Source organism: Peribacillus sp. ACCC06369, from assembly GCF_030348945.1.
GTDB lineage: Bacteria > Bacillota > Bacilli > Bacillales > DSM-1321 > Peribacillus.
In genome coordinates this window covers 1,101,906-1,115,105 of the sequence record NZ_JAUCEN010000002.1, presented here as the reverse complement: position 1 = coordinate 1,115,105, position 13,200 = coordinate 1,101,906, and the positions used below count along the sequence as shown (strand labels likewise).

At 40.8% G+C, this 13,200-nt stretch carries 11 protein-coding genes and 1 riboswitch; of the genes, 5 read left to right on the top strand and 6 right to left on the bottom strand.

What is annotated here, in order from left to right:
- Positions 1 to 6: 6 nt before the first annotated feature.
- From QUF78_RS06255 to iadA, 3 genes are all read right to left on the bottom strand, one after another.
- Entirely contained in the window at positions 7 to 990 is a 984-nt protein-coding gene (locus tag QUF78_RS06255) for an alpha-ketoacid dehydrogenase subunit beta (protein WP_289323998.1), read from the bottom strand.
- Positions 990 to 2,102: a pyruvate dehydrogenase (acetyl-transferring) E1 component subunit alpha gene (pdhA, locus tag QUF78_RS06250; RefSeq protein WP_289323997.1), complete on the bottom strand. Its 1,113-nt coding sequence runs from the start codon at positions 2,100 to 2,102 to the stop codon at positions 990 to 992. The genes QUF78_RS06255 and pdhA overlap by 1 nt, the downstream gene beginning before the upstream one ends.
- A 547-nt stretch (positions 2,103 to 2,649) precedes the next feature.
- Entirely contained in the window at positions 2,650 to 3,825 is a 1,176-nt protein-coding gene (gene iadA / locus QUF78_RS06245; RefSeq protein WP_289323996.1) for a beta-aspartyl-peptidase, read from the bottom strand.
- Positions 3,826 to 4,018: 193 nt separating this feature from the next.
- On the opposite strand from iadA, the gene QUF78_RS06240 reads away from it, so the two are divergent.
- On the top strand, positions 4,019 to 4,327 hold the full coding sequence (locus QUF78_RS06240) for a hypothetical protein (RefSeq protein ID WP_061461953.1): 309 nt from the start codon (positions 4,019 to 4,021) through the stop codon (positions 4,325 to 4,327).
- Positions 4,328 to 4,529: 202 nt separating this feature from the next.
- On the opposite strand, the gene QUF78_RS06235 is transcribed toward QUF78_RS06240, so the two are convergent.
- A complete protein-coding gene (locus QUF78_RS06235) occupies positions 4,530 to 6,587 on the bottom strand; it encodes a transglycosylase domain-containing protein (protein ID WP_289323995.1) in 2,058 nt (685 codons plus the stop codon).
- Positions 6,588 to 6,887: 300 nt separating this feature from the next.
- On the opposite strand from QUF78_RS06235, the gene QUF78_RS06230 reads away from it, so the two are divergent.
- A complete protein-coding gene (locus QUF78_RS06230) occupies positions 6,888 to 7,409 on the top strand; it encodes a universal stress protein (protein WP_289323994.1) in 522 nt (173 codons plus the stop codon).
- A 78-nt stretch (positions 7,410 to 7,487) separates the two neighbouring features.
- Here the strand turns inward: QUF78_RS06230 and thiT are convergent, their stop codons facing one another.
- Entirely contained in the window at positions 7,488 to 8,066 is a 579-nt protein-coding gene (gene thiT / locus QUF78_RS06225; RefSeq protein WP_353957641.1) for an energy-coupled thiamine transporter ThiT, read from the bottom strand.
- Between the two features lie 105 nt (positions 8,067 to 8,171).
- A riboswitch (TPP riboswitch) is annotated at positions 8,172 to 8,274 on the bottom strand.
- A gap of 247 nt (positions 8,275 to 8,521) precedes the next feature.
- Here thiT and QUF78_RS06220 point away from each other — a divergent pair.
- The 3 genes from QUF78_RS06220 to QUF78_RS06210 all read left to right on the top strand — a co-directional run bounded on the left by QUF78_RS06220 (position 8,522) and on the right by QUF78_RS06210 (position 12,373).
- Positions 8,522 to 9,406 carry a cation diffusion facilitator family transporter gene (locus QUF78_RS06220; protein WP_483313832.1) on the top strand — a complete coding sequence of 295 codons (885 nt, stop codon included), beginning with the start codon at positions 8,522 to 8,524 and terminating at the stop codon, positions 9,404 to 9,406.
- 246 nt (positions 9,407 to 9,652) lie between these two features.
- A complete protein-coding gene (locus tag QUF78_RS06215; protein WP_289323992.1) occupies positions 9,653 to 10,762 on the top strand; it encodes a histidine kinase N-terminal domain-containing protein in 1,110 nt (369 codons plus the stop codon).
- Positions 10,763 to 11,041: 279 nt separating this feature from the next.
- A complete protein-coding gene (locus tag QUF78_RS06210; RefSeq protein ID WP_289323991.1) occupies positions 11,042 to 12,373 on the top strand; it encodes a hemolysin family protein in 1,332 nt (443 codons plus the stop codon).
- Between the two features lie 54 nt (positions 12,374 to 12,427).
- On the opposite strand, the gene uptA is transcribed toward QUF78_RS06210, so the two are convergent.
- Entirely contained in the window at positions 12,428 to 13,057 is a 630-nt protein-coding gene (gene uptA / locus QUF78_RS06205; protein ID WP_289327249.1) for an undecaprenyl phosphate transporter UptA, read from the bottom strand.
- Positions 13,058 to 13,200 lie beyond the last annotated feature (143 nt).

Sequence of the window (13,200 nt, the reverse complement as noted above, 5' to 3'; positions counted from 1 at the left end):
CATCAATTAAAATGATATCGTTTCGACTATTCCTTGTTTTACACGGTCAACAGTCGGTAAATAATGATCTTCTATTGTAAACGGCGGAACCGGTACATCAAATCCTGTTACACGCTTAATCGGAGCTTTCAGGTAAATAAGGGCTTCATCATTAATGATGGAGATAATCTCCGCACCTAATCCGGCAGTCTTGTGGGCTTCATGGACGATTAATGCACGACCAGTCTTTTTAATGGATTGCACGATCGTATCCCTATCTAAAGGGTATAGTGTTCGAAGATCGACCACTTCACACTTCCAGCCTTTTTCATCTTCAATCTTTTTCGCGGCATTCAATGCCTCCCTCAACATGGACCCCCATGCAAAAATGGTCAGGTCACTTCCCTCCTGGACCACTTTTGCTTGACCTATTGGTATTCGGTACATTTCGTCGGGAACTTCTTCCTTAAAAGCCCGATACAATTTGGTCGGTTCCAAAAAAATCACTGGATCAGGATCTTCGAGCGCTGAAATGAGCAGCCCTTTTGCGTCATATGGATTACTGGGTGCAACCACCTTTAAACCCGGAGTATGGGCAAAGAAGGTTTCGACACTTTCGGAATGAAGTTCAGGCCCCCTGATTCCGGCACCATATGGTGTACGGATTACGAGGGGCACCCCAAATTGCCCACGAGTACGATACCTCATACGGGCAGCATGGGAAACGAGTTGCTCGAAACCCGGGTAAATAAAGGCGAGAAACTGGATCTCCACTATAGGCAGCATTCCGTTAAGGGCTAAACCAATGGCAGAGCCGATGATTCCGGATTCAGCTAATGGCGTATCCACAACTCGATCTTTTCCATACTTCTCATAAAGCCCTTCCGTCGATCGGAAAACTCCGCCATTCACTCCAATATCCTCACCCAAGATCATCACGCGATCATCATGACCCAGCATTTGGTCCAGCGCTTCCGTAATAGCCTGGAGCATCGTTAAATTTTTGCCCATTATTTCTTCCCGCCTTTCCTTAAGATTTGGTTCAATTCCTGCTTCTGTTCCTTTAGATGCCACGACTCCTCGGCATATACATGGTTAAACATTTCGAGCGGGTCGGATTTCGGATACCCTTCGGCTTTTTGAAGGTGAGCATCAATCAGTTCGTTGAATTGTTTTAACGCCAATTCTTCCTGCTCTTCATTCCAGTAACCCTCTTTATTCAAATACTTACTAAGACGTGTTATCGGATCCCGGTTCTCCCTCCAGTAGGTTGAAATTTCCTCCTGATCGCGATATATGTTCGGATTGTCTGCAGTAGTATGGGCGCCATAGCGAAAGGTAACAGCTTCGATTAAAGTAGGTCCTTCCCCTTTATGCGCTCTTTCGACAGCCTCCTTTACAGTCAGCCATACTGCGAAAATATCATTTCCATCCACTCGCACCCCATGGATGTCATAAGCGGCAGCCCTTTGGGATATGGTTTTAGATGCCGATTGCTTTTCAAAAGGCACACTGATAGCGTAGCCATTATTTTGGCAGAAAAAGATTGTTGGGGTTTTATAAACGCCAGCAAAATTCAGTGCCTCATGAAAGTCCCCTTCAGAAGTGGCTCCATCACCAAAATAAGCAATGCTAACATTCTGTTCGCCTTTAATCTTACTTGCCCAAGCCGTTCCAACCGCATGAACCATTTGAGTGGCAATGGGAACACTTGGGGGCAATATCCTTTTGCCTTCTGGACAAATCGAACCATCAAAATGCGCCATCCAGTATAGGAAAACACGGTATAATTCCTGACCATGAATGATTGCCGCTCCATGATCACGGTATGTGGGAAACATCCAATCCCCTGCCGACAATGCTAAAGCGCTTCCTACCTGGGATGCTTCCTGTCCTTCGAAAGGTGCATAAGTTCCAATCCTGCCTTGGCGCTGGAGATTAATTGATTTTCGGTCAAATGTTCTGAGCAGGAGCATCCTTTCATACATCTTTAACATCAGTGATTTATCGATTTTTCCATCTATCGTTTCAATGATTTCCCCATCAGGAGTCAATACTCGAAACATTTCCGGCTCAACTCCACTTGAATGCGCTTTCATTATTGGGTTTCCCGTCTTTTCCATTTCACTTCTCCCCTTAAGATAGATTTGTTTCGCAAACTTACCAAGGTTTTGAACAGTCATGAAATAACAGCCCAAAATGTTTTCATTGGTCTTTTATGTCTGTGAATATATAATGTTTCATAACCTACATTTGCTTATATAAAAGGATAATACATCCAAGATTTTAATAATATGTTAAATAGAATGAATTTTTCGGATATTACCTTTATTTAGAATGTGTTTTCTCATACCTCACCTTCATTTTGAAATTAAGCACCATTAATGGAAAAAATTTATATAAAATCACCAGGTTAGACAAATTGTTGGACTTGCTTCGATTGATTCAGGTCACCCATTCGCTTGCAGAGGATCCAAAATGCAACAAATCAGTATCCAGTCCAAAAAGACCCATTATATATTTATGGGTCTTTTTTCATTTCATGATTGTTGGATGTCTTGCAACCACAGGAAAACAGCAGCTACCATAAGCGAAATCCATTATGTTTTTGCGGATTACCGCACCAATTTAGTTTCATTTCCTTTTCCTGCTTACGGATATTAGAAAGATCTATTTTTCAAATGTTCCTTTCACGACCGCTTCACCATCTTTGACCATGATCTGTCCCATCGCGATGACACTATTTATTTCTAAAGTTTGTTTCTTCATTATTATCAGATCGGCGTCTTTACCTACCGCAAGCTGTCCCTTTTTAGAGAGTTTTAAAATATTTGCCGGATTTTCCGTCACAACTCGTACGGCATCGGCAATTGCCACTCCATCCTCAAGGACCGCATCGACAACAGAATCATATAAGGACATGCATGTACCAATGTTCAATCCGCGCAGGTTACCGCTGCCATCGAAGTCTGGCAGGCTTGCTTGTCCATCTGAAGTTAAAGTGATCTGCCCGATTTCAACACCTGCTTCCAGTGCACTTTTTATTGCTGTACTTGCTTTGACCTCCCCTTCTTCAAGGAACTTCTTGATCGTACTTGTCGTAAAATCAATATACCCCCCTTTTTTTGCATATTCCATCCCCGCTTTGAATAAATGCGGATTTCGATTTATATGTGTAGGGTAAAACTGAGTGATCGGTATTTCCGTTGTCTCGACAACTTCTTCAATTACCTGCAAATGATCTCGACTATCGCCGACATGAATGTTGACGATACCGCTTTTCCCGGACAACAGACCTCCATTACGCGCCTGAGAAGCTAGTTTAGCAAGTTCAGCTGCAGTCGGCTGCGAAGAACGATGATCGGCAATGGCGATTTCGCCCACACCGATAATTTTATCCACTAGAATCAAATCATCTTCAATCTTGCCGGTTAACGTCTTGACTGGAACTTGATATGAACCTGTCTGAACAAAGCAGCTAATTCCTTCTTCTTCAAGCGCCCTGGCTTTAGCAAGCAGAGCTGGCATCGTCCTTGTCGTACCATCTGTTCCGATGACCCCTACCAATGTCGTTATACCCGCTAACGTGGCATCCGTTAATTGTATTTCAGGTGTCCTCGTCTTGAATCCTCCTTCACCGCCTCCGCCGATAATATGTACGTGAGCATCTATAAAACCCGGAACCACGACTTGACCACTCGCATCAATCACTTCCAATTCAACGAAATTGGCAGGTACATCAATCTTGTCCTCAATGAAGCCAATTTGCCTTCCAACCAAGAGGATATCTTTTGGTCCCATATATTCCGGGCCATAAATCTCCCCATTTTTAATTAGTGTGAGCATTGTCCTTCTCCCTTCAAAAATTGAAATTTTCAAATAGGTTTCAAAATCATTTATACGGGTAAATATACAACATGACCCGCTAACAATTACATAAAAAAGACCAAACATACTTGTTCGATTTTAAAAATTGTAGCTGAATTGACATCTTGATTATGCTTTTCCAAAAGTATAAAAACATAAAGGAGTAAACGACATGAATAAAGTGATTTCTTCTGACATTAAAACAAATAAAAGATTATCCATGCGACAAATCATGAACCTATATCAAGTTACGAAAGAATTTAAAGGGAATATATATTTTATCTGCAACCATAAATTGGTCGATGCCAAGAAACTTTCAACTTTTGTATCCTTTGTGCTCATTCTTCAAGAATGTGCAACCATGAAAGTCATACTCGAAGGCGAAAATGTACATGCCATGCTCGAAAAAGTACAGGCTATTTGTAAAGAAAATGATGAAAGTGCATTTGGTTTCCAATCGAACCAAACCGTTAACATTTAAATGATTCCAACAATTTCAGGATAAGAAGAGGGTGAATAGAATGAGAACCATTTTAATGGTGATAGGCGCAATCGTCGTAATCGGCATAATAGCAAATCTTATTTTTTAAGAATGATGAAAGACTGTCAAATAATTGACAGTCTTTTTTTGTGTAGATTTTTATTGGAAAGAGCGTGTGTTCCATACTCCCTTTTCAGAAAAATTACCACGGCACCTCCCAATCCCTCCATTTATTCAAACCATCCCGAATTTCCTTTCCTTTATCAATCCAATATTGCTTCCTTTGCTCCTCTTCTTCCTTTGTTTGTTGCTCCTCTTCTTCCTTTGCCTGTTGCTCAGCTATAAGTGCCTGTTGTTCAGCTATTAGCGGTCCGATATCTTGAGCTTTAAAGGATTGAGCCGCTTGATTCTGTAGAGCTTTCGACATTATTTTTTGAAAGATGAGTGCACTTCCCTGACTGCTGTGTGTCGTTAGGTAATTTTTTTCATCCGTCTTATCATATCCAGCCCATACAGCACCGACCAGTGAAGGTGAATAACCGATGAACCATTGATCTTTAACCCCTGAAATCCCTTCGATGGGCACTTGTGTGGAACCTGTTTTGCCTGCTATTTCATAACCGGAAACAGCCGCGTTTTTAGCTGTGCCATATTCCACTGTACCAAGCAGCATCGCATTCATTTTATCGACGACGCTTTTAGAGGTTACTTTGGTGCTTTTCTCTTTCCAGGCCCCTACCTCTTTTCCATCGTTATTTTCTATTCTTACAATGGCATGAGTTTCCTCCCTTTCCCCATCGTTGGCAAATGCTGAAAAGGCTCCTGCCATCTGCAGCGGGGACACACCTTTCCTCATCCCTCCTAGAGCTAGCGACAGATTTCGATCATCCTTGTCATACGGAATCCCAAACCGCTCAAGTGAATCCAGCCCCTTATCTATGCCAATCTCATTCAATAGCCAAACCGTTGGTACATTCAAGGAATTCATCACCGCTTCATACATGGGTACTTCTCCTTTGTATTCACCGCTCAGGTTTGTTGGCTCATATTCACCGAAGCTCATTTTTTCATCCTTTAAAGGGTCAGTGATATCGTATCCCTCCTCAACCGCTGGAGTGTAAACGACAAGTGGTTTAATGGATGAACCCGGAGATCTTGACAGCTGGGTTGCCCGGTTATATCCCATGAATTGATGCTCACCTCTCCCACCGACTAGTGCCTTTATGCCGCCCGTTTCAGGATCAAGGAGGACTGACCCACTTTGAACCATTTCCTCTGTACTCGTTCCAACTGGAAAATTGGCTTCATTCGCATACACGGATTCTGTAGCCTGCTGCATGGATTGATCCAGTGTAGTGTAAATTTTATAGCCCTTTGAAAGCAGTTCCTCAAGCTTAATTCCATATTTACTCGATGCTTCCGATAAAACATGATCAACATAATAAGGATACTTACCTCTTAATGGATCGGTTTCCTTCTCCCCCATAAGAAGTGTCACCGAATCTTTTTTTGCGGCTGCTTCTTCATCTTTCGTCAAATAACCATGTTCCGCCATTCTGGAAAGAACCAAATCACGCCGCTTCAATGCTCCGTCCAAATTCTTATATGGATCAAGTTTGGATGGTAGATTAATGACACCCGCCAGCAAAGCTCCCTCGGCAACGGTCAATTCAGAGACCTCTTTGGAAAAATAAATATTTGCAGCTTTTTTGATTCCCCATGCCCCATGGCCAAAATAAACTTGATTCAAATACATTTCCAGAATTTCATCTTTCGTATATTGATTTTCAACTTCCTGGGCTAGAAAAAACTCTCCTATCTTCCTCTTCAATGTTCGATCCGATTCCAGCATCGTGATTTTCACAAGCTGCTGGGTGAGCGTGCTCCCGCCTTCAACAACACTTCCAGCCTTCGCATTTTTAACCAAGGCTCGCAAGATCCCTTGATAATCTATACCGTGATGTTTATAAAAACGGTGATCCTCAATGGAAACCACCGCTTGTTTCATATGTTCCGGTATTTCATCTATCGCAACACCTTCGGATTTATTTGCCGTGATCGTACTGGCAAGATTCCCATCCAGATCATAGATTCCTGTCGGTTGCTGAAGATTATTTTCAAGATGGCTTATATCTGCACCCTGCCTGAAATACAAGAGTGAACCGGCGCCTAAAACCACAATCGCCAATATTATAATTAGAACTAATTTCACTAACCCTCTCATTTGTACCCCCATTTTCCCATCTGCGACATGTTTCATTAAAAATATTTTACCCTTTTTATTAAAGAAAACTCGTAGATTGACTAAAAGGCCACAGCTCAGTCGCCTTTTCTTTTAGCACTATACTCGCGTACCGGTTTCCTTGCTGAATGATATTCCTTCCGAATGAAAAATAAAGCACGCCAACTAATTGAAGGACCAGGATTTCATCCTACCATTTTAACAATGCCCGTATCTATCCTTTCCCCGTAATTGGCGATCTATATACCAATTAAAGGCGTGAAACATTTAAAAGTGGGTATAACACTTTAAAGACTTATAAATGGGAGAGATGAAATTATGAAAGACATAAAAAATATTGTCGTCGCTTTTGATGGAAATGAAGAGAGTACACGGGCCGTGGAATATGGAGCAACAATCAAACAGGCCTTTCCTGAAGCTGAGCTGACCGTAGTCCATGTCCTAAGTGATAAGGTTGAACAGAGTATCATGGGAAACGTCACAGCTCCTGGATTTGTACCCGCTGCAGGATTTTATGTCGATCCCGTCCAGACACATCCCGTCGTTGAAGTTGAACAGCGAGAACAAAAGGTAATTGACACCCCTTCCCCCGTCGAGAATAGTGTTCGGAACGCAGAAAGTAATACGTTGAGATTGCTAAGTGAATGTCAAGTCAAGGGGAAATTCGAGATATTGGAAGGACATGCGCCAGATAGCATATGTGAATATGCAGAAAGAACTGCGGCCGACCTCATCGTCGTCGGCAATAGCTCTAAAAGCGGTTTGGAAAAATTCTTTCTTGGAAGTACAAGTAGTTCAATTGCGAAAAACGCACCCTGTTCGGTATTCATTGCAAAATGAGATTGAGCCGGTTCGCCCTGTACGTATCGTTTGATCATTCCGAAAAAAGCCGGATTCTTGTAGAATCCGGCTTTTTTGTTAATAGGCTTTTTTCAGTAATACATTTGAAGCTGCCGAATATAACATCATCACCACAATGGCCGATAAAATAAAACTGATCAGCATATAAGTCCCATTATAAATGAATGAATAAACCGCTACTGGCTGTCCTTTTGGTGCTGCAGATCCAAAAAACACGATTCCAGAAGTGAAATGACATAGAAACCTCAGGAAACTTCCCAAAAACATGCCGCCAATCCCGTATAATTTCGCTTTGGAACGCTTTTCCTCTTTATAGCTGTTTACAAACTTGTTCATGAATACACCGGATATCCCGACAACCATAAAGGCAAGATAATAATCAATGAAGCCTTGGATCGGTGTTCCGATCCATGCTGTACCACTGACAATCTGCAATAGTCCAAGTAACAATCCGGCTAACATCCCACCTTTTATGCCCCAACGATATGCCATCAGAAAAATAGGTACCATGGCTATTGAAATCGAACCCCCTTGAGGCCAGATTCTTGAAAAAATGAATCCAGAGACCATATCCAGTAATAAAGCCAATGATGCAAAAATGGCGACCTCTGTCATGAATAACGTTTTATTTTTCATCAAGCCACTCCTTTCTCCAAAAGCGAAAAAATGTCCATGAGTTCCCCCTGCCAATTTTGCGCAAAAAAAAGCAACACCGGGGCGGTAATGGATGCCCAGTATTGCTTGTATCCAAAACCACATCCCTACGCTAGTGCTAACTATCAGGTTCATAGGGTCTGAACTCAACCGTTCACTCTCAGCCTTTTTGGCTCCCCTTGTGGAAGTATTTATTTTTCGATCCTCGGTTAGAATATACTACTAGTTTCTTTAATTGACAACTAAAGAAACAGTATATGTCAACAACTTGTCATTCCCATTTTATGGCGATATTCTTTCTTATAACCAACTTCTTTACATACCTTCAATACACCTGCAATTAAACAAGTTAGATGGCTAAATACGACAATTTTTCTATAGACTCACTAAGGTTTGTTTTGTTATCTTTATTAAACCTAATTTACATAGGGGAGGGAATGGACATGGATAAACATTCGATTTCAGCTGAAAAAGGCGCCTACATAAGCATTGCCGCTTACATATTCTTGTCTGCCCTTAAATTGTCATTTGGTTATTTCGGTGATTCTAAAGGACTTTGGGCAGATGGTTTAAATAATACGACCGATATCATCGCTTCCATAGCCGTATTGATTGGTTTGAAAATTTCGAAGAGACCTCCAGATGATAATCATTCATATGGACATTTACGGGCGGAAACCGTAGCCTCGTTGGTAGCTGCCTTCATTATGATCACCGTAGGCCTGCAGGTTGTATTCAGTGCTGTAGAATCCTTCTTCCAGCAAGATTCAACAACCGTTCCCAATATGCTTACCGGTTATGTCGCCCTATTCTCTGCAATCTTCATGTACGGAATCTACCGTTATAACTTAGCATTAAGTAAAAAGATCAACAGCTCTTCCATCTACGCCGTTGCACAGGATAATCGTTCCGATGCCCTTGTCAGTGTTGGTGCTTTCATTGGAATCATCGGTACTAAGATGGGAATCCCTTGGCTTGATGCAATAGCTGCAGCAGTCGTGGGGGTCATCATATGCAAAACGGCCTGGGATATCTTTCGGGATGCCTCCATCTCTTTAACCGATGGTTTCGACGAGCAGCTCCTGCAAAAGATCGGTCAAACCATTATATTGACAGAAGGTGTAAAAGACATGAGTGAAATTAAGGCCCGTATGCACGGAAGTGAAATCCTGCTCGAAACTACCGTTCATGTTAACCCTCTTTTGACCGTCATCCAAGGTCACGATATTACGGTTAAAATCGAAGAGAATCTTTTGAAGGAATATAATATCCAGCATGTGATCGTTCATATCGAACCATATGCATTTCATAAAAAAAGGTAACCGTCATTAACTTTACGGATACCTTTTTTTATTATTAATTCATGTAATCACTGTAATAAAACTGTGTCAAAAAAAGGTATTTATCGATTGATTGACGAATATTTATCCAATTGACACATGTTAAAAGAACTCTAATCTGTTATCATAAAAGCGAGATGTAATTATTTTAATATTTTGTAATTTTTTTCTAATACATTAATTTCTGGGTCAAAAGTAAATTCATTTTCCTACAGTATGGAGGGCAAAATGGTATCTAATCGAGAAATGACCATTCACTTTTTATCTTCTCAAAAAAGCAGTATCATATCCAAATGGAAAGATGAGTTGCTGCATTTACCGGACGGATATATGGGATATTTTAAAGGAGAAGTGGAAAATATCTTTAATCTGCTAATGGATCAGCTTGGAAAACCGGATACTGACATAGACGATGTACTGAAGGTCGTAGGGGGAAAAATTGCGTCTGATCGAGTTAATAAGCAATTGGATATGGAAAATTTCTTTTCCACTGCAACCATCGGCAGATCCATCATCATTGAGCACGTTTTGAATTCAGAAGCACCCAAAGAAGAAATATCCGATCGAATCAAGCATGTAAACGTTTACTTCGATAAACTCATTCATTTTGCATTATCCCATTATACCGAATTGAAAACGATGGAACTTGAAGAACGCTATCAATTCATAAGCCCAAACCATAAAGACCGTTTAACACTCCTTGGCCAAATGACCTCGAGCTTTGTCCATGAATTCCGAAATCCACTGACATCCATAATGGGATTCATACAATTGTTACAGGCAGAACAACCGGAAATAAAATACCTTGATATCATTTCAAAGGAATTGGATCAGCTCAATTATCGGATTACACAATTTCTTAATATTTCCAAAAAGGAAACTTCAACATCACCACCAGATCTATTTTCCATTGCTAAGCTAGTTAACGAGGTCATTGAATTTTTATATCCAAGCATTTTGGAAGTAAATGCTTCCATTACATGTAATATCGCCGATGATGCCGTAATTTCCGGTTCTGAAGAAGAATTCCGTCAGGTATTACTTAATATTATTTTAAATGCTCTTGATGTGGTTGCAGGGATGCCTTCCCCATCCATATACATTTCAGGCTCTGAGTCACCACCCGGCATTCTTACCTTAAATATTTCCAACAATGGGCCGAAGATACCTGACGAGGTCCTGCCGAACATTTTTGAACCATTCATCACCACAAAAAAAAGAGGAACGGGATTGGGACTATTCGTCTGTAAAGAAATCGTTTTAAAACATCAAGGAGCCTTATCCTGCCACTCTACCGATTTCCTAACGACCTTTTCCATACAATTGAAAACTAAATAATGGATAAATATCCTTTTTTCCATGGGTTTTTAGTGTGAAATTTTTGACTGATTGACGTCCAGTTACTTATACTAATAGTTAGGTTCCACTACTAATCGAGGTGAATGATCCTATAGATTGAAAATAAAACCCTCATAATATTCATACAAGATAATCGATCTTATTTTTTATCTAAAATTTTATACATTAATATCATTTCATCTATTATTGGTTTTGGGAGGTGACTGGGATAATTAAGTCGTTCGGTACATCAGGCGATTCAATTAAGTCCCACACTAATTGGACATATTAAGTTTTTTATTAGTCATTATTTTAATCGCTTTAACTGCCTTTTTTGTAGCTTCGGAATTTTCGATCATAAGGGTCCGCAGCTCCAGGATCGATCAATTGATTGAAGAGGGAAGCAAAAAAGCGATTGCGGCCAAGAAGGTTACATCCGATCTTGATGAATACCTATCCGCCACACAACTTGGAATAACCGTTACTGCTCTTGGATTGGGGTGGCTAGGACAACCGACTATCCTAAAATTGGTTGGACCTTTATTCAATGCCTTGAATTTCCCTCAAGAAGTCACAAACATTCTGACATTTGTCATTTCATTTTCCTTGATAACGTTCCTGAATGTGGTAGTAGGTGAATTGGCTCCAAAGACGGTTGCCATCCAAAAGGCTGAGCAAGTGGCCTTGGCTATTGCCGGCCCGCTGATTTTTTTCCATAAGATTGCCTTTCCCTTCATCTGGGTATTGAACCATTCTTCACGTTTCGTTGTCGGATTATTTGGCTTCAAACCTGCATCCGAAAGCGAAATAGCCCATACGGAAGAAGAATTGCGTTTCATCCTGTCGGATAGCTATAAAAGCGGAGAGATTAACCAGTCCGAATTTAAATATGTAAGCAACATCTTTGAATTCGATGACCGTGTTGCCAAAGAAATCATGGTACCAAGGACAGAAATCATGACGATATCCAAAGATGAAACGGTACAGGAATTCGTCGATGTGGCCAAAATGGAGAAATACACTCGATATCCTGTTGTCGAAGGTGATAAAGACCATGTCATCGGCTTAGTGAACTTAAAGGAGGTTTTCTCGGATCTTATAAAGAATCGGGAAATCCATATCAAAGCGATTGAAAATTACACTCGTCCGATCATTCGAGTTATGGAAAATATTCCCATTCACGATTTACTGTTGAAAATGCAAAAAGAACACATTCATATGGCTATTTTGATGGATGAATACGGCGGTACTTCAGGACTTGTCACAGTTGAGGATATCCTCGAGGAAATCGTTGGGGAAATTCGTGATGAATTCGATATCGATGAAGTCGCATCGATCAGGAAAATCAAAGATGGACACTATATTTTAGACTCTAAACTTCTTGTAAAGGAAGTGAATGATTTACTTGGCATTCACTTGGAGGAAGATGATGTCGATACTATAGGCGGATGGGTCCTTACTGAAAATTATGATGTGAATGTAGGGGACATCATGGAAAAAGACGGATTCTGCTTTAAAGTGATTGAAATGGAAGATCACGCCATTCGTTCTATCGAGGTGACAAAAAAGGTCGTACAGCTTCCTCTGGAAGAAGACCTTCCCCAAGGATAATAATTAAAAACAGCCACGTAAAAGGTGATTTTACATGGCTGTTTTTTGATGTAATCATTTATCGAAAAACCGTCCCATTTTTTTGACCGTTACGATTGGAGGTGTACTCTTTTTTTTCCAGATGATATAAAGCATGATAAGTAGAAAGGAAAAACCAGCTACCGGAATAAGATAAGGTGCAGTTATTTCCCTGATTTGCTGCCAATTTTCGCCGAGGATCCGCCCTAAGGTCAGAAACAATATGGTCCAAGGTATGACAGCGGCAATCGTATAAAATATAAACTTCCATACGGACATCCTTGCAATTCCGGCAGGGATCGAAATGGCATGGCGAACAACGGGAATGAATCGTGCCGTAAAAACCACTCCTACCCCATAACGTTGAAACCACTCTTCAGCCATTACGATATGATTTTCTTTAATGAAAATATATTTTCCATACTTCAAAAGAAAGGGCCGTCCTCCATAATAACCAGCCCAATAGAGAAATAGTTGTGCCATCGTCCCACCTACCACACCAGCTAAGACAGCTCCCCAAAAATTCATTTGCCCCAGGCCGACCAAATAACCACCGTATCCAAGAACAAGCTCACTCGGGATGATTTCAACCATCAGACCCAATAAAACTCCCATATACCCCATTTCTGCAAACCAATTCAATATCGTTATTATAAGCTGTGATATCATGCAATCGGACTCCCTTAAATCTAAATTTCAAATTGTTTGTCCTTCTATCCTATTTCAGCTCATAAGGTTCTATTCGATTTTTCATTTCCTGCTTCACCGGTATTACTTTAGGAATGCACAAAAAAAGACCAGCTGATATG

What these genes read in the sequence shown, in the direction of transcription:
- QUF78_RS06215 (WP_289323992.1), top strand. Translation starts at nt 9,653, where the DNA reads ATGGTATCTAATCGAGAAATGACCATTCACTTTTTATCTTCTCAAAAA.
- QUF78_RS06220 (WP_483313832.1), top strand. Translation starts at nt 8,522, where the DNA reads ATGGACATGGATAAACATTCGATTTCAGCTGAAAAAGGCGCCTACATA.
- thiT (WP_353957641.1), bottom strand. Translation starts at nt 8,066, where the DNA reads ATGAAAAATAAAACGTTATTCATGACAGAGGTCGCCATTTTTGCATCA.
- QUF78_RS06240 (WP_061461953.1), top strand. Translation starts at nt 4,019, where the DNA reads ATGAATAAAGTGATTTCTTCTGACATTAAAACAAATAAAAGATTATCC.
- QUF78_RS06235 (WP_289323995.1), bottom strand. Translation starts at nt 6,587, where the DNA reads ATGAAACATGTCGCAGATGGGAAAATGGGGGTACAAATGAGAGGGTTA.
- QUF78_RS06230 (WP_289323994.1), top strand. Translation starts at nt 6,888, where the DNA reads ATGAAAGACATAAAAAATATTGTCGTCGCTTTTGATGGAAATGAAGAG.
- iadA (WP_289323996.1), bottom strand. Translation starts at nt 3,825, where the DNA reads ATGCTCACACTAATTAAAAATGGGGAGATTTATGGCCCGGAATATATG.
- pdhA (WP_289323997.1), bottom strand. Translation starts at nt 2,102, where the DNA reads ATGGAAAAGACGGGAAACCCAATAATGAAAGCGCATTCAAGTGGAGTT.
- QUF78_RS06255 (WP_289323998.1), bottom strand. Translation starts at nt 990, where the DNA reads ATGGGCAAAAATTTAACGATGCTCCAGGCTATTACGGAAGCGCTGGAC.